Origin of the sequence: Pelagerythrobacter marensis, assembly GCF_036700095.1 — a bacterium.
Taxonomy (GTDB): Bacteria; Pseudomonadota; Alphaproteobacteria; order Sphingomonadales; family Sphingomonadaceae; genus Pelagerythrobacter; species Pelagerythrobacter marensis_A.
The window spans coordinates 1,348,104-1,370,856 of record NZ_CP144918.1 but is presented as its reverse complement, the minus strand read 5'-3'; the positions used below and the strand labels follow the sequence as shown (position 1 = coordinate 1,370,856).

The following is a 22,753-nucleotide window of genomic DNA, read 5'->3' as shown; positions in this document are numbered from 1 at the left end:
CCTTTCGCCGCCGCCTATGCGCGCGGCGGCGGGGAATGGCCAGCGCCTCAGTCGATGATCTCGGCCCCGCCCTCGGCCTCCATGCGGGCGAGGAAGTCCTTCATTTCCCTGATGCGCTCGGGCGGATGCGGCTCCCACTGCGCGACCTCGCCGACGACCTTGAGCGGTTCGCGCGAGCGGTAGGACTCGGTCGGATTGCCGGGGAAGCGCTTGTCGGTGAGATTCGGATCGTCCTCGAACGCACCGGTCGGCTCGACGATATAGATGCGCTGGCGGCCCTCCCCCTTGGCCAGCTCGCACCCCCAGATCGCCGCATCGAGCGTGCCGGAGAAGTAAATCCACGACAGCTTGCGGTCGGCGTAGTTGGAGGTGAATCCGGGCGCGAGCAGGTCGCCCGGCGCGAGATCGGCGCGAGTGCCGTGGTAGAAGGGGCCGGTGGCGTTGGCGGCGTAGGTCATGGGGCCATGTGAAACGGAAGCGGCTTTGGGGCAAGAGGGAGCTGCACTTCACGCTTCACCAATCGTCAAAATATTGGCGCGATACTATTCGTCATGGAAACGGTGAACTTCCTGCTCGACCGGCCTGTGGCCTTGCTTATCGTGCTGGCGATTGGCGCCATTATGGGCATGGCGGTGGAACGCTTCGTGCAGAAGGCGGATCGCGAAAAGCGCAAGGCCTACTGGCGCGGGCGGAATGCGGGGCGGTTCGGCAAGAAGGGTCCGAACCTCAAGACTATCGAGGCGGCAGAGCACAGGCAGGCCGTCGGTGCGGACATGGCCGCCGATCAGCTCAAGCTGGTGAGCAAGGCCAGCTTTACCTCGCGCGCGCTACTCAACCGGTCGGAGGCGAAAGTGTTCGAGGCGCTCGACAAGGCGGTGATCGCCCGCAATCCCGGCTGGCAGGTGATGGCGCAGGTGAGCCTCGGCGAGTTCCTCGCCAGCCCCGACAAGGACGCCTATTTCGCGGTCAATTCCAAGCGCGTCGATTTCGCGCTGATGGACGAGAACTGCCGTGTGGTCCACGCGCTCGAATACCAGGGCTCAGGCCATCACACGAGCGACTGCACCGCCGCGCGCGACGCGGTGAAGAAGGAAGCCCTACGCAAGGCCGGCATCGGCTATCACGAGGTGGTCGCGGGGCACACGACGCCGAGCGAGTTGCGGGCGTTGGTGGAGAGGTTGGTGGCGGGTGGCTAGATGTGTTGCTTTAAAGGCTTCGGTACTGCGCCTTCAGGCATGCCTCATCTGCTTTTGCAGCTCGCTTGGCCGCCATACTCGCGAATGCGTGGCTAGGGAATTGACGGCTCTTCCGAAATATTTATCCGCCCACTCCCAATCTTGGTATTGATCAGGTTCAATGGCAAAGGCCTGCAACCGCCCTACAAGCGTGGCTATCCAGTCAGCTGCCTGGATAGTTTGATATAAGTGACTTTCCACTTGGAATGGCGGCTCTAACAAGCATCGAGCTGGCGCCTGCGGGCTGAACATCGTTTTTGTTGCACTCTCGAGAAGCTTCAAGCGATCAGAGTGCTCATCCAAAATCATAAGAAACTGCGAGTTTCTTTTACAGCAAAAATCATCAATGCTTCTGATAGTGTGTGAAAGCGTTGTGGTATAAAGTCCCGAGGAATTACCATCTTCCGGTTTCATATATTTTTCGCGACCGTAAAAGATAATTTTCCCATCGCATTTTCGCATCTCATTCAATAGCCGTAAGATGCCTTCGCGTACGTGCCTATACCTCGTGACATTCTTGGTCGTAATGAGATCAGCGCCCTTCTTCTCCCAAGTGGCTGGATGCCTCCCATTCCGCCTGAGCTCCCGGGCCAGCACGTTCGACTTTAATTGCAGGAAGAAGGTTGCAAAATGCCTTATTTGGCGATGCGGCATAACGTAACCGGCTAAGCCAAAAACTGGACTCTGGTTATATTGACGATCGGTTCGCGCCTTGAAAGGACCGATATGCCCAAACTCGTCCATAAACGCGATGTGCATTTTTGCCCCCCAAGAATCGCGGAAGCCCGCGCGATAAAATCGCGCGGGCTCCGGAATTGGACACGGTAATGCATGCCGTGGCCGAAAACCTACATAGTGGAAAGAATCTTAAAGACAACTTAACAGGCTTCGAAAACAGCCTCACCCTGCTAGAGGCGCTTGGCGCCTCTAGCAGGGTGAGGCTGTCTCGTCAATCCGCCCAAAAATACGATGGCCTGAGTGGATAAGCGTCGATATAGGAAATTTCCTATAAAGATCAAGATCGGAACATCAAAAGGGGCTATCCGAGAAAGCCAGTTCCAACACAGCTTCTGTGGCTACTCCTCCGGCAGATACAACCGCTCCCCCTTCTCGCGATACACCTTGCTCATCTCCTCCATCCCCTCGCGCGCTTCCTCGGCCTCCTCCGCTGAGGTCTCGCGTTTGATGCTCTCGCTCGCCAGGTAGCTCTCCGAGTTCTGCTTCGCCGCAAAGTCCCGCACTTCCTGCGTGATCTTCATCGAGCAGAACTTCGGGCCGCACATCGAGCAGAAATGCGCGGTCTTGGCGCCTTCCGCGGGGAGGGTCTGGTCGTGGTATTGCTCGGCGGTGTCGGGGTCGAGGCTGAGGTTGAACTGGTCGCGCCAGCGGAATTCGAAGCGGGCCTTGCTGAGCGCGTCGTCGCGGACCTTGGCGGCCGGGTGGCCCTTGGCGAGGTCCGCCGCGTGGGCGGCGAGCTTGTAGGTGACGACGCCGACTTTCACATCGTCGCGGTCGGGCAGGCCGAGGTGCTCCTTGGGGGTGACGTAGCAGAGCATCGCGGTGCCGTACCAGCCGATCTGCGCGGCGCCGATGCCGCTGGTGATGTGGTCGTAGCCCGGGGCGATGTCGGTGACGAGCGGGCCGAGCGTGTAGAACGGCGCCTCTCCGCAAGCCTCGAGCTGCTTGTCCATATTCTCCTTGATCTTGTGCATCGGCACATGGCCGGGGCCCTCGATCATCACCTGCACGTCTTGCGCCCAGGCGCGCTTCGTCAGCTCGCCGAGGGTGTAGAGTTCGGCGAATTGCGCCTCGTCGTTGGCGTCGGCGATCGAGCCGGGGCGCAGGCCGTCGCCCAGCGAATAGGCGATGTCGTAGGCCTTCATGATCTCGGTGATCTCGTCGAAGCGTTCGTAGAGGAACGATTCCTTGTGATGCGCGAGGCACCACTTGGCCATGATCGAGCCGCCGCGGCTGACGATGCCGGTGACGCGCTTGGCCGTCATCGGCACGTAGGGCAGGCGCACGCCGGCGTGGATGGTGAAGTAGTCGACGCCCTGTTCGGCCTGTTCGATCAGGGTGTCGCGGAAGATCTCCCAGGTGAGGTCCTCGGCCACGCCGCCGACTTTCTCCAGCGCCTGATAGATGGGGACCGTGCCGATGGGGACGGGCGAGTTGCGGATGATCCATTCGCGGGTGTCGTGGATATTGCGCCCCGTGGAGAGGTCCATGACGGTGTCGGCGCCCCAGCGGATCGACCAGACCATCTTGTCGACTTCGGCGGCGACATCGCTGGCGACGGCGGAATTGCCGATATTGGCGTTGATCTTGACCAGGAAGTTGCGGCCGATCGCCATCGGCTCGGCTTCGGGATGGTTGACGTTGCTGGGGATGATCGCGCGGCCGCGCGCCACTTCGTCGCGAACGAATTCGGGGGTGACGTAGTCGGGGATCTCGGCGCCCCAGTCCTGCCCGTCGCGTTCCTGCCGCAGCATTTCGCGGCCCAGGTTCTCGCGCTCCGCCACATATTCCATCTCGGGCGTGATGATCCCGCGGCGGGCGTAGTGCATCTGGCTGATGTTACCGCCGGCTTTCGCGCGCAGCGGGCGGCGCAGCGCGGTCGGGAACGGGGGCACGCCGCCGGAGCGGTCGGGCCCGAGCTGGCCGTTGTCCTCCGGCTTGACTTCGCGCGGTTCGTATTCCTCGACATCGCCGCGGGCGAGCTGCCATTCGCGGCGCAGCGGCGGCAGGCCCTGGCGAATGTCGATCTGCGCCTCGGGGTCGGTATAGGGGCCGGAGGTGTCGTAGACGCGCACCGGCGGCTCGCCGCCCTCGAGCGCGATCTCGCGCATCGCCACGCGGCGCGGCCCGACGTGGATCTTCCTCGAACCGCGGATCGGGCCGGTGGTGACGCCGATTTCGAACTGGGAATTGATGTCGGCCATGAAATTTCGCTCTCCGTTCAAATCGGAGCGAGGCCACGGTTTCCTGGAGCGAAAGCCGTTCCCTCCCTCCGCCCGTATTACCGGGATCAGGTTCGACGGGTCGCGGCATATTCCGCTCTCAACCTGCGTTTGCGCGCCAGGCTCCCCGGGGATGCCGCGCAACTTAGGGCATCGGCCGCACGCCGTCCAGCCAAGCGTGCAGGTCACGCGCCTCGCGCGGAACGGAGCGCGCCCACAGGCATTGTGTGACCGGGCGACCGGAGGGTTGCGACTTCGCCACCCGTCCGGCCCCTGTTTTCAGGAGCCTTGGCAGAATGAAGATCGCACAGATCGCACCCTTGATGGAAAGCGTGCCGCCCAAGCTCTATGGCGGTACCGAACGTATCGTAGCCTATATCGCCGACGAACTCGTCCGGCAGGGTCACGAGGTGACGCTGTTCGCGAGCGCCGATTCGGCCACGTCGGCCGAACTCGTTCCCATTTGCGAGACGGCCCTGCGGCTCGACTCGCAAGTGCAGGACACGCTGCCGCATCATCTCGTCCTGCTCGACGAGGTGCGGCGGCGCGCGGCGGAATTCGATATCCTCCATTTCCATATCGACCTGCTGCACGGGCCGCTGGTCAGGACCCTGGGCGTGCCCACGGTGACGACGCTGCACGGCCGGCTCGACCTGCCCGACCTGCAGCCATACTATCGCACGTTCGGCGACCTGCCGCTGGTTTCGATCTCGAACGACCAGCGGCGGCCGCTGCCCCCGGTCAACTGGGCGGGAACCGTCCATCACGGCCTTCCGCGCGACCTGCTGACGCCGACGTTCGAGCCGAAGGGCGACTACCTCGCCTTCCTCGGCCGCATTTCGCCCGAGAAGCGGCCCGACCGGGCGATCGCGATCGCCGCGGCGGCGGGCATGAAGCTCAGGATCGCGGCCAAGATCGACAAGGCGGACCAGCGCTATTGGGACGACGTGATCGCCCCGATGGTGCGCGCCTATCCCGATATCGAATTCGTCGGCGAGATCGGCGAGGCGCAGAAGGCCGATTTTCTCGGCAATGCCCGCGCGCTGCTGTTTCCGATCGACTGGCCCGAACCGTTCGGCCTGGTCATGATCGAGGCGATGGCCTGCGCCACCCCGACGATCGCGTTCCGCTGCGGCTCGGTCCCCGAAGTGATCGACGAAGGCGAATCGGGCTTCATCGTCGACAATGTCGAGGAGGCGGTCGAAGCGGTCGGCCGGCTCGACGGTCTCGACCGGCGGCGCGTGCGCCAGACCTTCGATCGCCGGTTCACGGCCGAACGCATGGTCGACGATTACCTGTCGATCTATCGGGAGCTTTCCGGCGTGCCGGCGCAGAGCAGGCCGATGCGTCTGGGCGCGGACAAGGTCGATTTGCCGATCATGGCCTGATCGGCGACAACGGGCCGAGAACAACGGGAGCGATTACGGGATGGACGCATCTGCGACCCCCCGCGGGGCGGACGCCGCCATCGAGGAGGCGGGCGCGAACCCGGAACGGTTCGCGATCCCCGCCGCCGCCTCGCTGCACGAGCGGCGCCCGCGCACGCTGAAACACGGCGACACCTTCGCCGTGTTCGACCACAGCGGCGATGCGATCGCCGGCCCCGGCAGCCCCGAGGGCATCTATCACCGCGACACCCGGCACCTGTCGCACCTGCACCTCACGCTCGGCGGAAAGCGCCCGATCCTGCTGAGTTCGTCGCTGCGCGACGACAACATCGCGCTGCTGTGCGATCTCAGCAACCCGGACTTGCCCGACGCGAACGGGAAGACCGTGCTCACCAACGACCTGATCCACATCCGCCGCGTGCGGTTCCTGTGGCAGGGGGCGATGTACGAGCGCCTGACCGTCGGCAATTACGACAGCGTGGCGCACAGCCTGTCGCTGGAACTCTATTTCGAAAGCGACTTCGCCGACCTGTTCGAAGTGCGCGGCAGCACGCGCGAGCGGCGCGGGACGCTGCACGAGCCGACAGTCGGGGCGGACCGGGTCCGCCTCGCCTACGACGGGCTCGACGGGGTTCGCCGCACGACAAACATCCGCTTCGAGCCTGCCCCGGCTTCGCTCGCCGCCAACCGGGCGCTGTTCCGCCTCGACCTCGAACCGCGTGCGCGCAAGACGCTGATCGTGCGGATCGGCTGCAGCGACGTGGACGAAGGCGCGTCGCTGAGGCGCGAGCTGATCCGCGCCTATCGCAGCGCCCGGCGCGCCTTGCGCGATTCGTCATCGCGCGCCGCCTCGATCCTGTCGTCGAACGAGGTGTTCAACCGTTCGGCCCAGCGCTCGGTGGCGGACACCTACATGCTGATTACGGAAACGCCGTATGGCCCCTATCCCTACGCCGGTATCCCGTGGTTCAGCACGGTCTTCGGGCGCGACGCGCTGATCACCGCGCTCGAAACGCTGTGGCTCGATCCCGAGATCGCCCGCGGCGTGCTGCGCTATCTCGCGGTGCACCAGGCGCGCGAGTTCGATCCGGTCGCCGATGCCGAACCGGGCAAGATCCTGCACGAAGTGCGCCAGGGGGAGATGGCCGAACTGGGCGAGGTTCCGTTCCGCCACTATTACGGCAGCATCGATTCGACGCCGCTGTTCGTGATGACCGCCGGCGCCTATCTCGAACGGACGGGCGACACCGCGCTGCTCGAAACGCTGTGGCCCAATATCGAGGCGGCGCTGACCTGGATCGAACAGCACGGCGACCGCGACGGCGACGGCTATGTCGAATACGGCCGCCATACCGACGAGGGGCTGATCAATCAGGGCTGGAAGGACAGCCACGATTCGATCTTCCACGCGGATGGCTCGCTCGCGACAGGTCCCATCGCTCTCGCCGAAGTGCAGGCCTACGTCTACGGCGCCTGGCAGGCCGCCGCGAGCATTCTGTCGCGCCTCGGCAATGGCGAGGAGGCGGCGGTCTACCGCACCAGGGCGGAGGCGCTGCGCGACCGGTTCGACCGCGACTTCTTCGACGAGGAGCTGGGCACTTACGTCCTCGCGCTCGACGGGGGCAAACGGCCGTGCCGGGTCAAGGCATCGAACGCGGGCCACGTGCTGTTCACCGGGCTCGCCTTCCCCGAGCGCGCGCGGCAGACGGCGCGCACGCTGATGGCGCCGGCATCGTTTTCCGGCTGGGGCATCCGCACGATCGCCGCGGGGCAGCCGCGCTACAACCCGATGAGTTATCACAACGGGTCGATCTGGCCGCATGAGAACGCGATCATCGCCGCCGGTCTGGCGCGCTACGGCTTTCGCAAAGAGGCCACGGCGGTGTTCGAAGGGCTGTTCGCCGCGTCCACTTACGTCGACCTGCGGCGCCTGCCGGAGCTGTTCTGCGGCTTCGCCCGCCGGCCGGCGCAGGGGCCGACGTTCTATCCGGTCTCGTGCATTCCCCAGGCCTGGGCGGCGGCGGCGCCGCTGTTCCTGATCCAGTCGAGCCTCGGCCTCTCGCTGGACGGCGCGGCGGGGCAGATCGCGTTCGACGAACCTTATCTCCCCGAATTCCTCGACGATGTCCTGCTGCGCAACCTGACCGTAGGCGAAGGCCGCGCGGACATCATGCTGCACCGGTCGGGGAACAAAGTGCTGGTCGACGTCCGCAAGCGCGAAGGCGACGTGCGGGTGATCACCCGGGTCTGACCCAGGCGGTATCGCCATTCGGACGAAAGCGGGCGCTACTGGCAGGCGAGCACCGGATCAGTGCCAGAAGACCCAGAATGTCGTTCCCGCGCACGCGGGAATCCATGGAGGAAAGGCCGCACCATGGATCCCCGCGTGCGCGGGGATGACAAGTGGGGGAAGCGTGTTCCCGTTTCAGCGCGATCAAGGCTGAATGCCGATACAACCTAGACCCGGACCGGGTCCCGCGGCCAGCCCGCGCGGCCGTGCGTCAGGCCCCGCCCGTGGCGATCCAGGCGTCGATCTTCTTCTCCAGCACCGGCAGCGGCAACGCGCCTGTGCCGAGTACCTGGGCATGGAACGCCTTGATGTCGAAATCGTCGCCCAGCGCCGCCTCGGCCTTCTCGCGCAGTTCCTGAATCTTGAGCGCGCCGATCTTGTAGGCCAGCGCCTGGCTGGGAATGGCGATATAGCGTTCGACCTCGGCCACGACTTCGGTGCGGGTCATGCCCGAATTTTCGAGCATGAAGTCGATCGCCTGCTCGCGCGTCCAGCCCTTGGCGTGCAGCCCGGTATCGACCACCAGCCGCATGGCGCGCAGCTGTTCGTCCTGCAAGGTGCCGTAGCGGTTCCAGGGATCGTCGAAGAAGCCCATCTCGTAACCGAGCGTTTCGGCGTAGAGCGCCCAGCCTTCGACATAGGCGGTATTGCCGCCGAAGCGCATGAAGGCGGGCAGCGCGTCGTTTTCCTGCGCCAGGCTGATCTGGAAATGGTGCCCCGGCGCGCCCTCGTGCAGATAGAGCGTGACATTGCCCGTCGTCAGCCGGCTCGGCAGGTCGTAGGCGTTGAAATAGAACGTGCCCGGCCGCGATCCGTCGGGCGCGCCGGACATATACGATCCTCCGGCCTCGAACTTCTCGCGGAACGGCTCGTAAGGCTTGATCTCGAGCGGGGTCTTGGGGACGAGCGAGAAATAGTCGCCGATCTTCGCATCGACCTGCTCGCCGATGTCGTAATAGCTCTGCGTCAGCGCCTCGCGGCTTTCCGGCGCGAACCGGGGATCGGTGCGGACGTAATCGAAAAATTCGTTGAGCGTGCCGTCGAAGCCGACTTCGGCCTTGATGTCCTCCAGCCCGGTCTTGATCCGCGCGACTTCGGCCAGCCCCAGCCGGTGAATCTCGTCGGCGCCCAGCGGCAGCGTGGTCGTGCTCTCGATCAGGCGTTCGTAGAGCTTCGCCCCGCCCTTCATCTGCGACAGCCCGACGGATTCGCGCGCCTGCGGCAGATAGTCGTCGCGCAGATAGTCGCGCAGCCGGGTATGGACGGCATAGATCGCTTCGACCGAGGCGCGATAATCCGCGGTCAGGCGGGCCTTGTCGGCCTCCGAGAAATGCTCGGGAAACATGCCGATCGGGCCCCACAGCGGCGATTCCTCGATCGGCATCGCGAGCTGGGTGTCGAGCTGTTCGACCACATTGCCGATCGTCAGCTTCGTCGCATAGACGCCGCTCGCCTGCCCTTCGCGGAACCGGGCGATCGCGCGTTCGATCAGATCGACATATTCGGCATGGCGGCTGAGATTGTTCTCGTAATCCTCGACCGTCTTGAACGGCGCCGCCCCCTGCCCGCTGGCGAAGGTCGGGTAGAACGTGTGAAAGCCGGAAAAATGGTTGATCGGGCGAACGTCGGTCAGCGCGAGGATTTCGGGCGCGTGGTTCTTGAGCGTGTTCTGCTGATCGTATTCGAAAACCTCGTAGGCAAGCCGGTCGGTGGGGTTCAGCGCCGCGCGGTCGATCTTCGCCAGGGCGGCCAGGTTTTCCCGCGCATTGGCAACGGTGCGGGCGTTGTATTCGTCGGTCAGGTAATTGCCGAGCCGGTCGGCATAGCGCATGTCCCCGCGAAAGAGCGCCATGATCGGATTGAGTTCGAGATGCTTCTCGTTCGCCGCCGCGAACAGGGCGAAGAGCTTGTCGTGCTCCGACCGGGCCGCCGCCTCGGCGGAGGCCGCGTCGGCGGCCTGGGCGAAAGCCGGCGCGGCGGGCATGGCGGCGGCAAGCGAAAGCGCGGTGGTCGCGGCAAGCGCGAGGCGAAGCGTGGTCATGCGAAATCTCCCCTGAATTCTATGCGGTCGGTCGTTTGCAGCACGGCTGAAGCGGCACCGGCCCGATAAAAACGACTCTAGAGCCGCCGCGCCGCGGCGGCGGGCGCGCTTCGATGAGCGGGGCCCGCCAGTCGACGAGCGGTTATTCGATCACCCGCCCGCGAACCATGACCCAGTCGACGGTCTCCAGCACGGTCGCGTCCTCCAGCGGGTTGCCGGCAACCGCGATGATGTCGGCCGAATAGCCGGGCGCAAGGCGGCCGATCTCGTTCTCCATTTCGAGCACTTCGGCGGCAACCGTCGTCGCGCTGGCCAGCGCCTCGCGGCTCGACATCCCCTGGCCCATCATCAGGCGGAATTCCTGCGCATTGCGGCCGTGTTCGTAGACGCCCGAATCGGTGCCGAAGGCGATCCTGACGCCGGCATCGTGCGCCTTGCCCATGAAGACCTTGGCAGCTTCCGCCACGGCGCGCACTTTCTCCTCCACCACCGGGGTATACGTGCCGGTGCCGAGCCGCTCGGAAATGCCCTGGAACGCCATCAGCGTGGGCACCAGCACGGTGCCGTTGGCCTTCATCGCACGGATCGCGCCGTCGTCGAGGTAAGTGCCGTGCTCGATCGTATCGATCCCCGCCATGCTCGCCGCCTCGATCCCGCGCGCGCCGTGGGCGTGAGCCATGACCTTGAGGCCGAGCGAGTGCGCGGTGTCGGCGATCGACTGCATCTCCTCGCTGGTGAAGTGCGCGCCGAGGCCGCGACCCTGCTGGCTAAGCACGCCGCCGGTGGCGGTGATCTTGATCCAGTCAGCCCCGTTCTGGCTCGCGCGGCGGACTTTCTCGGCGCATTCGACCGCGCCGGTGCAGGCGTAGCCGGAGGCGAGGATCGCGTTGATCTCGGGCCGGAAGCCGGTGACGTCGCCGTGCCCGCCGACGATCGCGAGCGCCGGGCCGGCAGCGATAATTCGCGGACCGGCGATCATGCCTTCGGCCGTCCCGCGGCGCAGCGAGAAGGCGGAATGCTGGCTGCTCCCCGCTTCGCGCACGGTGGTGAAGCCGGCGAGCGCGGTCAGCCGCGCGTTCTTCGCCCCGACGACGACCCCCCATTCTTCGGGCTCGACCGCTTCCTTCCAGAAATCGCCGCCCGGATCGCCGGTCAGATGGACGTGGAGGTCGATCAGGCCGGGCAGCACGGTCTTGTCGGTCAGCGCGACGACTTCGGCCCCGGCGGGCGCGGGCTGGATGCCGTCGGCGATCGAGACGATCCGCCCGTCGGTCACCGTGATCGTCGAGGGGCCGCGCGGATCGCTTTCGGCATCGGTCACCACCGCGCCCGCGTGGATGACGATCGTTTCGGCAAGCGCCGGCGCGGCAGCGAAGGCGGCAGCGGCGGCAGCCAGCAGCATCTTGAATTGCATTGGGGTCTCCTCCCTATCCGGCGCGAGTGATGCCCGCACACGCCGTCCGGCGCAAGGGGGGCACGGCCTGCCGTTTGCCCTCGCCGCCCGAGCCTGTATGACCGGGCAAGGCAGTTTCATTCGAAAGGATATCCATGACCCGGACACTGGTAAGCGCCGCGACCCTGCTCGCATCGGTCTCGCTCGCCGCCACGGCCGCCGCGCGGCCGATGACGAGCGAGGACGTCGCCAAGCTGGAAATCGTCGGCGAACTCGCGGTTTCGCCCGATGGCAACCGCATCGCCTATACCACTTCGCGCCGGCCCGACGTGACCGAAGGGGAGAAGAACGGCGGCAGCAGCGACCAGCTCAAGCTTGCCTACGGCCCCGACAGCGCGCGCGATTTCCTGCCCCCCGACATCGACGTGTCGGCGGTGCGCTTTTCGCCCGACGGGCGCATGGTCAGCTTTCTTTACAAGGCGGACGACGAGAAGCGCGCGGTCTGGGGCATTCCCGTCGACGGCGGCGGGCACCGCAAGCTGGCCGCGATCGAGGACGCCAACGTGCGCGGCTATGCCTGGGCACCCGATGGCGCGACGCTCTACCTCCTTGCCGGGGCCGCGCCCGACGAAGCGCTCGACAAGCGCAAGAAAGCGGGCTTCGATGCCGTCGTCTACGAGGAGGAGGCGAAGCTGAACCGCCTCTTCGCCGCGCGCGTCGGGGCCGAAGTGGACAGCGCCCCGCGGGCGATCGAGATCCCCGGCCATGTCAGCAAGATCCAGATCGCCCCGGACGGGACGACCGCGATCGTCGAAAGCGCGCCCTCGCCGCGGGTGGACGACAGCTACACCTCCAAACGGGTGCACATCGTGGACCTCGCCCGCGGGCGCGTGCTGCGCGCGATCGAAACGCCGGGCAAGCTGGGCGATGTGGAAATCTCGCCCGACGGCAGCCGCCTGTCACTGATCGCGGCGGTCGACCGGCACGATCCGGCGGCGACCACGCTGCACCTGGCCGATGTCGCCACCGGAACTTATCGCGCGCTCAACGCCGGCGCGCCCGAGGCCGCCGGCGATGCCGAATTCCTGCCCGACGGGCGGCTGGCGGCAATCGTCGATATCGGCGCGCAGAGCGTGCTGCGAATCTATTCGGCGGAAGGCGAAGTGCTGGAAGAGCACGATCCCGGCGCGCTGATCCTGAGCGACCTGGAAGTCGGCGGCGACACGATCGCGGTCGAGGCGCATTCGCCCGCGCACCCGCCCGAACTGTTCGTGATGTCGGGCGGCCGATTCACCCGCTGGACGCAGCACAATCCCTGGCTCGCCGAAATCGACATGGGCGCCCAGCGCACTTTCACCTACACCGCGCGCGACGGGCAGGAAATCGAAGGCGTCCTGATCGAGCCGGTGGGCGGCATCCCGCGCGGCGGAGCGCCGGTGATCTTCGATGTCCACGGCGGGCCGGAAGCGCACGAATCGAACGGCTGGCAGACTTATTACAGCTCGCCCGGACAAGTCGCCGCCGGCCGCGGCTATGCCGTGTTCATGCCCAATTACCGGGGATCGACCGCCTACGGCACCGCCTTTTCCAAGCAGCACCAGGGCGATTATGCGGGCAAGGAATTCGACGATCTGGTCGACGGCAAGCGCGCACTGGTCGAAGCCGGAATCGCCGATCCCGACCGGGTGGGCATTACCGGCGGTTCCTACGGCGGCTTCGCCACCGCATGGGGATCGACCTACTACTCGCAGGAATTCGCCGCCGGGGTGATGTTCGTCGGCATTTCCAACAATATCAGCAAGTTCGGCACCACCGACATTCCCAACGAGATGTACCTCGTCCACGAACGCAAGTGGCCGTGGGAGGAATGGGATCATCTGATGGAGCGCAGCCCGATCTACCACGTCGACAAGGCGGAAACGCCGCTGCTGATCATGCACGGCGACAGCGACACGCGCGTTTCGCCGACGCAGAGTTACGAGCTGTATCGCCACATCAAGACGCGCAAGCCCGAAACGCCGGTGCGGCTGGTGCTCTATCCGGGCGAGGGCCACGGCAACACGAAGGCCGCCGCACGCTACGACTACAGCGTGCGGATGATGGAATGGTTCGACACTTACCTGAAGCCGGGCGACCGCGATGCGCCCCTGCCCCCGCCCCGGCCCGAACTGAAGATCGACGAGGCGGACGACTGACCGCGGGGCGGGGGTGCGGTTTCCGGCCGCGCCCCGCCCCGCAGGCCGCACCGGTCAGAAAGCGTAGCCGATGCCGAGCGATGCGATCCACTGGTCCGCATCGCCGCGCACGCTGGTATAGGGGGTGCGCTTGGCATCGCCGAGCATACGCGAATAGCCGCCCAGGCCGTAAAGCGCCAATCCGCCATTGGCCAGATTGCCGTCGAGATCGACGCCGAGCAGGACGGTCGCCCCGGCCTTGGTGAAACCGCTGTCCGCTTCGTAAAGCGGCAGGCCGCTGGCCGCGCTCTGTGCCGGCGACACCGAGTAGTAATAGCCGGCATAGTCGTCGTCGACATATTCGGCGCTGATCGACAGCGCGCTGGCCACGCCCCGGCCGAGCGGCGTGAAATACGACACGCTCGGGCTCGCCACCATGCCTTCATGCGCGCCGGCAACGTCCCACCTGGCATCGACGCCGACCGAAAACCGGTCGTAGGGGTTGAGCATACCGGAGACGCTGACCCCCGCGCTCGGCCCGATCTCGACCGCGCGGTCGAGCTTGCCCGCGGCCTTGACCACCGGGTCTTCGATCTTGCTCGCACGGTTGGAATTGAGGCCGACGACGAACCCGAGGTCGAGCCCGACGCCCCGGTCGGGGTTCTCGATGAAATCCAGCGCCACGCCGCCCGCGCTGGGCACGATGCTGACCGGCCCGACTTTGCCCATGATCGCCGGAATGGGGAAGACGACGTAATCGTCCGACCCGTCGTAGCTGGGCGAATAGACCGCCCCGCCGCCGATCATGATCCAGTCGCCGGAATAGATGCTGTCTTCCATACCGGGCGGTCCCGCGGCCTCGCCATCCTGGGCGAGCGCCGGCGCGGCGGCCAGCGCCGACAGCGCTGCGCCGGCAAGCATGAGTGTCGATTTCATAACCTGAGATATTCCCGCAATTGTTCTGTCGGCAACGTATGGTTGCATCGCATGTTCCGAAGCGCAATCGGGCCCTTGCGTACGGGTGCGATTGCCCGGCAGGGCTTTACGCCCTACCCCACACGGCATGAACGGGCGCCGGGTGGAAATCGCGATCGTGGGCGGCGGACTGGCCGGCGGGCTGATCGCGCTGGCGCTGCACCGCGCGCGGCCCGACATGTCCGTGCTGCTGATCGAACGGGGCGAGGTGCTGGGCGGCAACCACCGGTGGAGCTGGTTTGCCAGCGACCTCGATCCTGCCGGCGCGGCCCTGCTGGCACGGTTCCGCACGACCGGCTGGGACAGCTACGCCGTGCGCTTCCCCGCCTATCGCCGCACGCTCGCCACCGGTTACGCCTCGCTCGCTTCGGCCGATTTCGACGCCGGCCTGCGGCGCGAGCTACCCGCCGCGGCCGTCCTGGCCGGGCGCGATGTCGCCGCGCTCGACGCCGGGGGCGTGACGCTGGACGGCGGCGAGCGGATCTCCGCCCGCGCGGTGATCGACTGCCGCGGGTTCGCATCGGGCGAGGGGCTGACCGGCGGCTGGCAGGTCTTCCTCGGCCGCCACTTGCGCACGCCCCGCCCCCACGGCCTCGCGCGCCCGGTCGTCATGGACGCCGATGTCGCCCAGCACGGCGGCTATCGCTTCGTCTATCTCCTCCCGCTCGGGGCGGACGAGCTTTTCGTCGAGGACACCTATTACCAGGACAGCCCCGTGCTCGATCGCGGCGCGCTGTCCGCGCGGATCGACCGCTATTGCGCGCGGCACGGGCTGGAGGGCGATATCCTGGGCGGCGAAGCCGGCGTCCTGCCGGTCGTGACCGGGGGCGACTTCGCCCGGTGGCAGCGCGGGCAGGCGACGGAGGGGGTCGCGCGGGCCGGCGCGCGCGGCGGGTTCCTGCATCCGCTCACCAGCTATACCCTGCCGTTTGCCGTCGACACCGCGCTCGCCGTGGCGGCGGAGGCCGATCTGCCGGGCGAGCAGCTGGCCGCGCTGCTCGCCGCGCGGGCGCGGCGGACGTGGCGGCGCACGCGGTTCTATCGCCGGCTGGGCGCGATGCTGTTCGGCGCTGCGAAGCCTGCCGAACGCTACCGCATATTCCAGCGTTTCTATCGTCTCGACGAAAAGCTGATCGAACGATTCTACGCCGCGCGCTCGACGGCGGGGGATAAAGCCCGCCTGCTGCTCGGAAAGCCGCCGGTTCCCGTGGTGCGGGCAATGGGCGCGCTTGCGCGGACCGGCCCGCCGTTGCAGGGTCCGCTGCAATGATCGACACCGACCGGCAGACCTCGTTCCTGCACGACGCGCCCGCCGCCGCCGGGGCGCCCGTGCCCGATCGCGTCGACGGGAAGCGCGCCTGCGTGATCGGCGCCGGCTTCGGCGGTCTGGCGCTGGCGATCCGCCTGCAATCGGCCGGGATCGCCACGACGGTGATCGAGGCGCGCGACAAGCCCGGCGGCCGCGCCTATTACTGGGAACGCGAGGGCTTCACCTTCGATGCCGGTCCCACCGTCATCACCGACCCCGCCTGCCTGCGCGAACTGTGGGCGCTGACCGACAGCGACATGGATGCCGATGTCGAACTGATGAAAGTCGCGCCGTTCTATCGCCTCAACTGGCCCGACGGGACGGTGTTCGACTATTCGAACGACGAGGCGCAGCTCAACGCCGAAATCGCACGTCTGAACCCTGCCGATGTCGCGGGATATCACGAATTCCTCGCCTATTCCGAAAGCGTCTATCGCGAAGGGTATTTGCGGCTGGGCAGCATCCCGTTCCTCGATTTCCGGGCCATGATCCGCGCGGCACCGGCCCTGCTGCAGCACCAGGCCTGGCGCTCGGTCTATTCGATGGTCGCGCGCTATATCGAGGACGAACGGCTGCGCCAGGCGTTCAGCTTCCACACGCTGCTGGTCGGCGGCAATCCGATGACGACGAGCGCGATCTACGCCCTCATTCACAAGCTGGAGAAGGACGGGGGCGTGTGGTGGGCGCGCGGGGGCACCAACCGGCTGGTGGCCGGCATGGTGCGCCATTTCGAACGGCTCGGCGGGACCGTGCGGCTGGGCGACGCGGCGGTGCAGGTCCATACGATCGGCAACCGCGCGACCGAGGTGGAGACCGCCAGCGGCTGGCGCGAAACGTTCGACGCCGTGGCCAGCAACGCCGACATCGTGCACACCTATCGCGACCTGCTGCGCGGGACCAAGCGCGGGACGGAGCAGGCCCGCTCGCTCGCGCGCAAGCGGTTCAGCCCCAGCCTGTTCGTGGTCCATTTCGGGCTGGAGGGGACATGGCCTGGCATTCCCCATCACACGGTCCTGTTCGGGCCGCGTTACGAGGGGCTGCTCGACGACATCTACGAAAACGGCGTCCTGCCGGCCGATTTCTCGATCTACCTGCACCATCCCACCGTGACCGATCCGGGCATGGCGCCGCCGGGCCGCTCCACTTTCTACGCGCTGGTCCCGGTCGCCCACCAGGGCAAGCTGGCGGTGGACTGGGAACAGATCGGCCCGATGCTCGAACGGCGCATCCTCGACGAAGTCGGGCGGCGGCTGATCCCCGACATCCACGACCGCATCGTCACCAGCTTCCACTACGCCCCGCGCGATTTCGCGCTCGACCTCAACGCCCATCTCGGCAGCGCGTTCAGCCTCGAACCGATCCTGACGCAGAGCGCCTGGTTCCGCGCGCATAATCGCGACGATGCGATCGCGAACTTCTACCTGGTCGGCGCGGGCACGCACCCGGGGGCGGGCATTCCCGGCGTCGTCGGCAGCGCGAAGGCGACGGCCGGGCTGATGATCGGAGATTTGAGCGCATGATCCTCCCCGCCACGGGGAGGGGGACCATGCGCAGCATGGTGGAGGGGCACGCGCCGTGATCGGGATTTTGGAGGAGGCGCGATCGCCATGATCACAGGTCCGCGCGACACGATCAGGAAGGCTCGCAAGCTGCGCAGCGAGATGTCGCTGCCCGAGGCGCTGCTGTGGCGAGAGCTTCGGAAACGGCCGGGCGGATTCAAGTTCCGCCGCCAGCACTCCGCGGGCGACTACATTCTCGACTTCTATTGCGCGAAGATCAGGCTTGCGATCGAGGTGGACGGCTGGACGCACGACAACGAGATCAGCGCGCGCAAGGATGCACGCCGTTCGGCATTTCTGCGTTCGCAAGGCATTGCGACGACACGCATTCCGGCCAAACTTGTGCTTGAAGATATCGAGCCGGTAGTTAGGCGCATTGTCGAAATTTGCTCCCAACGGACGGAGAAACCGATGGTACCCCTCCACCAGCCGGCGGCTGGTCCCCCTCCCCGTTCCGGGGAGGATCTATGAAACGTCTTGCCGTCTATTGCGGGTCCGCCACGCCCGCCGATCCGCGTTATATCGAACTCGCGCGCGAGGTGGGCGCCACGCTGGCGCAGCGCGGCATCGGGGTCGTCTACGGCGGCGGGCGGCTCGGCCTGATGGGCGCGGTTGCCGGCGCCGCGCTCGAGGCCGGGGGCGAAGTGATCGGGATCATCCCCGAGGCGCTGGCCGGCAGCGAAGTCGCCAACACCGATTGCACCGAACTGCACACCGTATCGGGAATGCACGAGCGCAAGCAGCGCTTCACCGACCTGTCCGACGGGTTCGTGACCATCCCCGGCGGCGTCGGCACGATGGACGAGCTGTGGGAAGCGGTCAGCTGGGCGCAGCTCGGCTATCACACCAAGCCGGTCGGCCTGCTCAATGCCTTCGGCTTCTACGACCACCTGATCGCGTTCTATCGCCACATGGCCGAAGTCGGCTTCGTCCGGCCCGCGCATCAGGGGATCATCGTCGCCGAAGCCACCCTGACCGCGCTGCTCGACCGGCTGGCGGCTTACGAGCCGCACACGCCGATCTTCCGCATGCGGGCGGACGAGTTGTGAAGGGGCGCTGATGGCACGGGCGCGCCGCATAGTTCCGCGAATGCTCGCGCCCTCGCGCATCCTGCGCACCACCCCGGCCCAGCCAGGCGGCGGGCGCAGCCGCGAGGCGCTGGTCGAGCGGGCCCGCGAAGCGATAGAGCAGGGTTCGCGCAGCTTTCACACCGCCAGCATGCTGTTCGACCGGGAGACGCGCGAACGGGTCTGGCTGCTCTACGCCTGGTGCCGGCGCTGCGACGATCTCGCCGACGGGCAGGATCACGGCCGGCCGCCGGAAGGCCATCCGCCCCAGGACCTCGGCGATGCCGGCAAGCGGCTGCGCGCCATCCGGCTGCTGACCGGGCGCGCGTTCGACGGCCTGCCGACGGCCGAACCGGCCTTCGACGCCTTCGGCCTCGTCGCCCGCGAATGCGGCCTGACCCGCGAAATGGCCGAAGACGTTATCATGGGTTTCGAGCTGGACGCGCTGGGCTGGCGCCCGCGCACCGACGCGGACCTGGCGCGCTATTGCTATCACGTGGCGGGCGCGGTCGGGGTCATGATGGCGGTGGTGATGGGCGTGCCCGGCAGCGACAGCGAGACGCTGGACCGGGCCTGCGACCTGGGCATCGCCTTCCAGCTTTCCAATATCGCGCGCGACATTGCCGAGGACGATGCGGCCGACCGCTGTTACCTGCCGATCGAATGGCTGGTGGAACAGGATATCGAACCGGGCCAGCACATGAAGCCGCACCACCGGGGCGAACTGGCGGCAATGGCCGCGCGGCTCGTCGGCCACATGGAACGGCACGAGGCCGCGGCCAGGCTGGGCGTCGCGCGCCTGCCCTTCCGCAGCCGCTGGGCCGTGCTCGCGGCGGCCCGCATATACGGCGCGATCGGGCGCGAGGTCCGCGCCCGCGGCCCGGCAGCCTGGGATCGCCGGGTGACGATCGGCCGGCGCGAGAAGGCCGGACATATCGCCGGGGCGTTCTGGGAAGCGCTGAAGAACCGTCCGCCCGAACCGGATGCGATGCCCGAATGGACCCGCGGGTCGATCCTGATCGACGTGCGCATGGCCGGCCCGATCGCCAAGCCGCCGATGGACCCGCTGCCCGACGACGAATGACGCTTCGCGCCTCGCATTGGCGAAAGAATTGGGCTAGCGAGCGTGCCCATGATCACCAAGCTCCTGATCGCCAATCGCGGCGAGATTGCCTGCCGCATCATTCGCACTGCGCGGGAAATGAATATCGCGACCGTCGCGGTCTATTCCGATGCCGACGCACAGGCCTTGCACGTTCGCCAGGCCGACGAGGCGGTGCCGATCGGCCCTGCCCCGGCAACCGAAAGCTACCTCGTCGGGGAGCGAATCATCGCCGCCGCAAGGCAGACCGGCGCGCAGGCGATCCATCCCGGATACGGTTTCCTGTCGGAAAACGCCGGTTTTGCGCAGGCCGTGATCGACGCGGGCCTGATCTGGGTCGGCCCGAAGCCGTCGAGCATCGAGGCGATGGGCCTGAAGGATGCGGCCAAGAAACTGATGCGCGAGGCGGGCGTGCCGGTCACCCCCGGTTACGAGGGGGAGGACCAGTCGCCCGAACGTCTCAAGACCGAAGCCGACGCGATCGGTTATCCGGTGTTGATAAAGGCCGTCGCGGGCGGCGGCGGCAAGGGGATGCGCAAGGTCGATGCAGCCCTGGACTTCGAGGCGGCGCTCGAATCCTGCCGCCGCGAGGCCAAGGCCAGCTTTTCCAACGACGAAGTGCTGCTGGAAAAATGGATCACCACCCCGCGCCATATCGAGGTGCAGGTGTTCGGCGACAGCCACGGCAATGTCGTCCACTTGTTCGAACGCGACTGTTCGCTCCAGCGGCGCCACCAGAAAGTGATCGAGGAAGCGCCCGCGCCGGGCATGGACGAGGCGACGCGCGCCGAAATCTGCGCCGCCGCCGTGCGTGCCGCCAAGGCCGTCGATTACGAGGGTGCGGGCACGATCGAATTCATCGCCGACGCCAGCGAGGGGCTGCGCGCCGATCGCATCTTCTTCATGGAAATGAACACCCGCCTGCAGGTCGAACACCCGGTGACCGAGGAGATCACCGGCGTCGACCTGGTCGAATGGCAGCTGCGCGTCGCGAGCGGCGAGCCGATCCCGCTCAAGCAGGATGAGCTGTCGATCGACGGGTGGGCGATGGAGGCGCGGCTCTATGCGGAAGATCCGGTCAGCGGCTTCCTGCCCTCCACCGGCGATCTCGACTTGTTCGAACTGCCCCACGATCGGCTGCGGGTGGACACCGGCGTCGTGCCCGACGACACGGTCTCGCCCTTCTACGACCCGATGATCGCCAAGCTGATCGCGCGGGGCGAGGACCGCGACGAGGCCATCGACATGCTGCTGGAGGGCACGCGCGACGTGCGGGTCTGGCCGGTTCGCACCAATGCCGCCTTCCTCGCCCGCTGCCTCGACGCGGAGGAATTTCGTGCCGGGACGGCGACGACCAATTTCATCGGCGATCGGATCGACGATCTCGTCGCGCGGCCGCAGCCCAGCGAACTCGCCTGGCGCGAGGCCGCGATCGCGCGGATGGCCGTCGACGGCAGCAGCGAGGCGGCGCCGGACGAGGCGGCGCCGTGGCTGTGGATCGACGGCCTGCGCCTCAACGCCGAATCGCGCGCGCCCGTCGCCGTCGTGCACGACGGGGAAACGCGCAGCATCGACATCATGGATGCCCATGCCCTGGGCATGGCCGAGACAGCCGCCCAGCGGATCGTCGTGTTCGAGGATGGCAACGCCTTCGCCTTCGATACGCCGCGCGTGCTGGGCGAAGCGACGGCCTCCGCCGCCGATGGTGCCATCCTGGCGCCGATGCCGGGCAAAGTGATCGCGGTCGACGTTGCCGAAGGCGACACGGTCACCGCGGGCCAGCGGCTGATGGTGCTCGAAGCGATGAAGATGGAACACGCGCTGACCGCGCCGTTCGACGGCACGGTGACCGCGCTTTCGGCGAGCGAGGGCGCACAGGTCCAGGTGGAGGCAGTGCTGGCAGTGGTGGAACCGGCCGGCGAATAGGCTCGCCGGCGCGCTCCCCCGTCCGGCTCAATCCTCGTCGGGCACCGGCGGGCCGAACAGTTCGCCCTTCTCGCTGAACAGCACGAACAGCAGGCTCAGCACGGCCGTCGCCAGCAGCGCGAGCGCGAGCGGGCGCGCCGTGCCGTCGTAGGCATAGCCGATGAACCCGCCCAGCGCGGCACCGCTGGTCATCCGCAGGAACCCCTGGGCGGACGAGGCCGCGCCCGCGATATGGCCGAACGGCTGCATTGCGATCGATCCGAAATTGGCGCCGATGAAGCCCAGCAGGCTCATGTTCGCGGCCATCAGGGGAACGAAGGTCCACAGGCTTTCGTCCGGCTGGCTGGCGAACCACAGCTGCGCGGCTGCCACGGCGATGAAGGCGAACAGCGCGACATGGCTGACGCGGCGCGCGCCGAAGCGTTCGACGATGCGCGAATTGGACCAGTTCGACACCGCCATGCAGGCCGCACAGATCGCGAAAATCATCGGGAAGGCGTCGCCCGCCCCGAACGCCTCGCCGATCAGCTGCTGGCTGGAATTGATGAACCCGAACAGGCCGCCGAACACCAACGCGCTGCCCAGCGTATATCCGATCGTCGCGCGCAGCGTCACCGCGCTGGTCATGTTGCGCACGATCGGCTTCAGGCGGATTTCCTGCCGGTCGGCGGCGTGGAGCGTCTCCGGCAGGCGGAAATAGACCCAGGCCGTCATTCCGATCCCCAGCGCGGCCATCGCGCCGAAGATCCACCGCCAATCGCCCATGACCGCGACGATCCCCTGCCCGATGCTGGGCGCGATCGCGGGGACGAGCAGGAAGATGACGAAGATCAGGCTCATCATCCGGGCCATGCGGTCGCCGCCCACCCGGTCGCGGATGATCGCGGGCGGCAGGGCGATGATGCCGGCGGCGAAGATGCCCTGCACGGCGCGCAGGGCCACCAGCATCGCGAACGAGGTGGCCAGCGCGCAGGCGATCGACAGCAGGATATAGGCGCCCAGCGCCACGAACAGGATCGGCCGCCGGCCGAATCGGTCGGCGAAGCTGCCGGGCAGAAGGGTCCCCACCCCGCTCGCGAGCAGGTAAACCCCGACCACGAACTGCCGGTCGTTGCCGCTCGCCCCGAAATCGCGCGCAAGATCGTCGAGCGCGGGCAGAATCGCGTCGATGCCGAAGGCGTTGAGCGCCATCAGCAGGGCCATCATCCAGATCAGCTCGCGCTCCCCGATCGGGGCGCGCCCCGCGAGGCTGGAATGCCGCCGGACTTCGGACTCGTCGCCGGCCATGGTTCGATTTCGCATCTGCACAAGATGCCTCTGCTGCGAACGGTTCC

Annotated in this window: 17 protein-coding genes and 1 riboswitch; of the genes, 10 read left to right on the top strand and 7 right to left on the bottom strand. The window is 66.9% G+C overall.

Annotation, left to right across the window (positions count from 1 at the left end; genetic code table 11):
• Positions 1-47 precede the first annotated feature (47 nt).
• Positions 48-458 (bottom strand): NAD(+)--rifampin ADP-ribosyltransferase, encoded by a 411-nt coding sequence (arr, locus tag V5F89_RS06355; RefSeq protein ID WP_338447401.1) that lies wholly within the window; start codon positions 456-458, stop codon positions 48-50.
• Between the two features lie 93 nt (positions 459-551).
• On the opposite strand from arr, the gene V5F89_RS06350 reads away from it, so the two are divergent.
• Complete coding sequence (locus tag V5F89_RS06350; protein WP_338447400.1) at positions 552-1,196, top strand: DUF2726 domain-containing protein; 645 nt, start codon at positions 552-554, stop codon at positions 1,194-1,196.
• 33 nt (positions 1,197-1,229) lie between these two features.
• Here V5F89_RS06350 and V5F89_RS06345 read toward each other — a convergent pair whose 3' ends face one another.
• Complete coding sequence (locus tag V5F89_RS06345) at positions 1,230-1,994, bottom strand: DUF3800 domain-containing protein (protein ID WP_338447399.1); 765 nt, start codon at positions 1,992-1,994, stop codon at positions 1,230-1,232.
• Between the two features lie 317 nt (positions 1,995-2,311).
• Positions 2,312-4,177 (bottom strand): phosphomethylpyrimidine synthase ThiC, encoded by a 1,866-nt coding sequence (gene thiC, locus V5F89_RS06340; protein ID WP_338447398.1) that lies wholly within the window; start codon positions 4,175-4,177, stop codon positions 2,312-2,314.
• 46 nt (positions 4,178-4,223) lie between these two features.
• Positions 4,224-4,335: riboswitch (TPP riboswitch) on the bottom strand.
• Positions 4,336-4,491: 156 nt separating this feature from the next.
• Here thiC and V5F89_RS06335 point away from each other — a divergent pair.
• Positions 4,492-5,583, top strand: coding sequence for a glycosyltransferase family 4 protein (locus V5F89_RS06335; RefSeq protein ID WP_338447397.1), 1,092 nt, complete (start codon positions 4,492-4,494; stop codon positions 5,581-5,583).
• A gap of 40 nt (positions 5,584-5,623) precedes the next feature.
• Positions 5,624-7,834, top strand: coding sequence for an amylo-alpha-1,6-glucosidase (locus V5F89_RS06330; RefSeq protein WP_338447396.1), 2,211 nt, complete (start codon positions 5,624-5,626; stop codon positions 7,832-7,834).
• Between the two features lie 250 nt (positions 7,835-8,084).
• On the opposite strand, the gene V5F89_RS06325 is transcribed toward V5F89_RS06330, so the two are convergent.
• The gene (locus V5F89_RS06325; RefSeq protein ID WP_338447395.1) at positions 8,085-9,914 is read right to left on the bottom strand and encodes a DUF885 domain-containing protein; all 1,830 of its coding nucleotides are present in this window, start codon (positions 9,912-9,914) and stop codon (positions 8,085-8,087) included.
• A gap of 142 nt (positions 9,915-10,056) precedes the next feature.
• Positions 10,057-11,328 carry an amidohydrolase family protein gene (locus tag V5F89_RS06320; protein WP_338447394.1) on the bottom strand — a complete coding sequence of 424 codons (1,272 nt, stop codon included), beginning with the start codon at positions 11,326-11,328 and terminating at the stop codon, positions 10,057-10,059.
• Between the two features lie 134 nt (positions 11,329-11,462).
• On the opposite strand from V5F89_RS06320, the gene V5F89_RS06315 reads away from it, so the two are divergent.
• Positions 11,463-13,502, top strand: coding sequence for a S9 family peptidase (locus V5F89_RS06315; RefSeq protein WP_338447393.1), 2,040 nt, complete (start codon positions 11,463-11,465; stop codon positions 13,500-13,502).
• Between the two features lie 54 nt (positions 13,503-13,556).
• Here V5F89_RS06315 and V5F89_RS06310 read toward each other — a convergent pair whose 3' ends face one another.
• Complete coding sequence (locus V5F89_RS06310; protein ID WP_338447392.1) at positions 13,557-14,417, bottom strand: MipA/OmpV family protein; 861 nt, start codon at positions 14,415-14,417, stop codon at positions 13,557-13,559.
• Between the two features lie 142 nt (positions 14,418-14,559).
• Here V5F89_RS06310 and crtY point away from each other — a divergent pair, with 142 nt between their 5' ends.
• From crtY to V5F89_RS06280, 6 genes are all read left to right on the top strand, one after another.
• A complete protein-coding gene (gene crtY, locus V5F89_RS06305; protein WP_338447391.1) occupies positions 14,560-15,726 on the top strand; it encodes a lycopene beta-cyclase CrtY in 1,167 nt (388 codons plus the stop codon).
• A complete protein-coding gene (locus tag V5F89_RS06300) occupies positions 15,723-17,285 on the top strand; it encodes a phytoene desaturase (protein WP_338447390.1) in 1,563 nt (520 codons plus the stop codon). Before crtY ends, V5F89_RS06300 begins: the two co-directional genes overlap by 4 nt.
• A gap of 87 nt (positions 17,286-17,372) precedes the next feature.
• The gene (locus V5F89_RS06295) at positions 17,373-17,795 is read left to right on the top strand and encodes an endonuclease domain-containing protein (RefSeq protein ID WP_338447389.1); all 423 of its coding nucleotides are present in this window, start codon (positions 17,373-17,375) and stop codon (positions 17,793-17,795) included.
• Positions 17,792-18,373 (top strand): TIGR00730 family Rossman fold protein, encoded by a 582-nt coding sequence (locus V5F89_RS06290; protein WP_338447388.1) that lies wholly within the window; start codon positions 17,792-17,794, stop codon positions 18,371-18,373. The genes V5F89_RS06295 and V5F89_RS06290 overlap by 4 nt, the downstream gene beginning before the upstream one ends.
• A 40-nt stretch (positions 18,374-18,413) precedes the next feature.
• Positions 18,414-19,475, top strand: a complete 1,062-nt coding sequence (locus V5F89_RS06285) for a phytoene/squalene synthase family protein (RefSeq protein ID WP_425334380.1) — start codon at positions 18,414-18,416, stop codon at positions 19,473-19,475.
• 48 nt (positions 19,476-19,523) lie between these two features.
• Positions 19,524-21,419, top strand: coding sequence for an acetyl/propionyl/methylcrotonyl-CoA carboxylase subunit alpha (locus V5F89_RS06280; RefSeq protein ID WP_338447386.1), 1,896 nt, complete (start codon positions 19,524-19,526; stop codon positions 21,417-21,419).
• 27 nt (positions 21,420-21,446) lie between these two features.
• Here V5F89_RS06280 and V5F89_RS06275 read toward each other — a convergent pair whose 3' ends face one another.
• Complete coding sequence (locus V5F89_RS06275) at positions 21,447-22,721, bottom strand: multidrug effflux MFS transporter (protein ID WP_338447385.1); 1,275 nt, start codon at positions 22,719-22,721, stop codon at positions 21,447-21,449.
• Positions 22,722-22,753 lie beyond the last annotated feature (32 nt).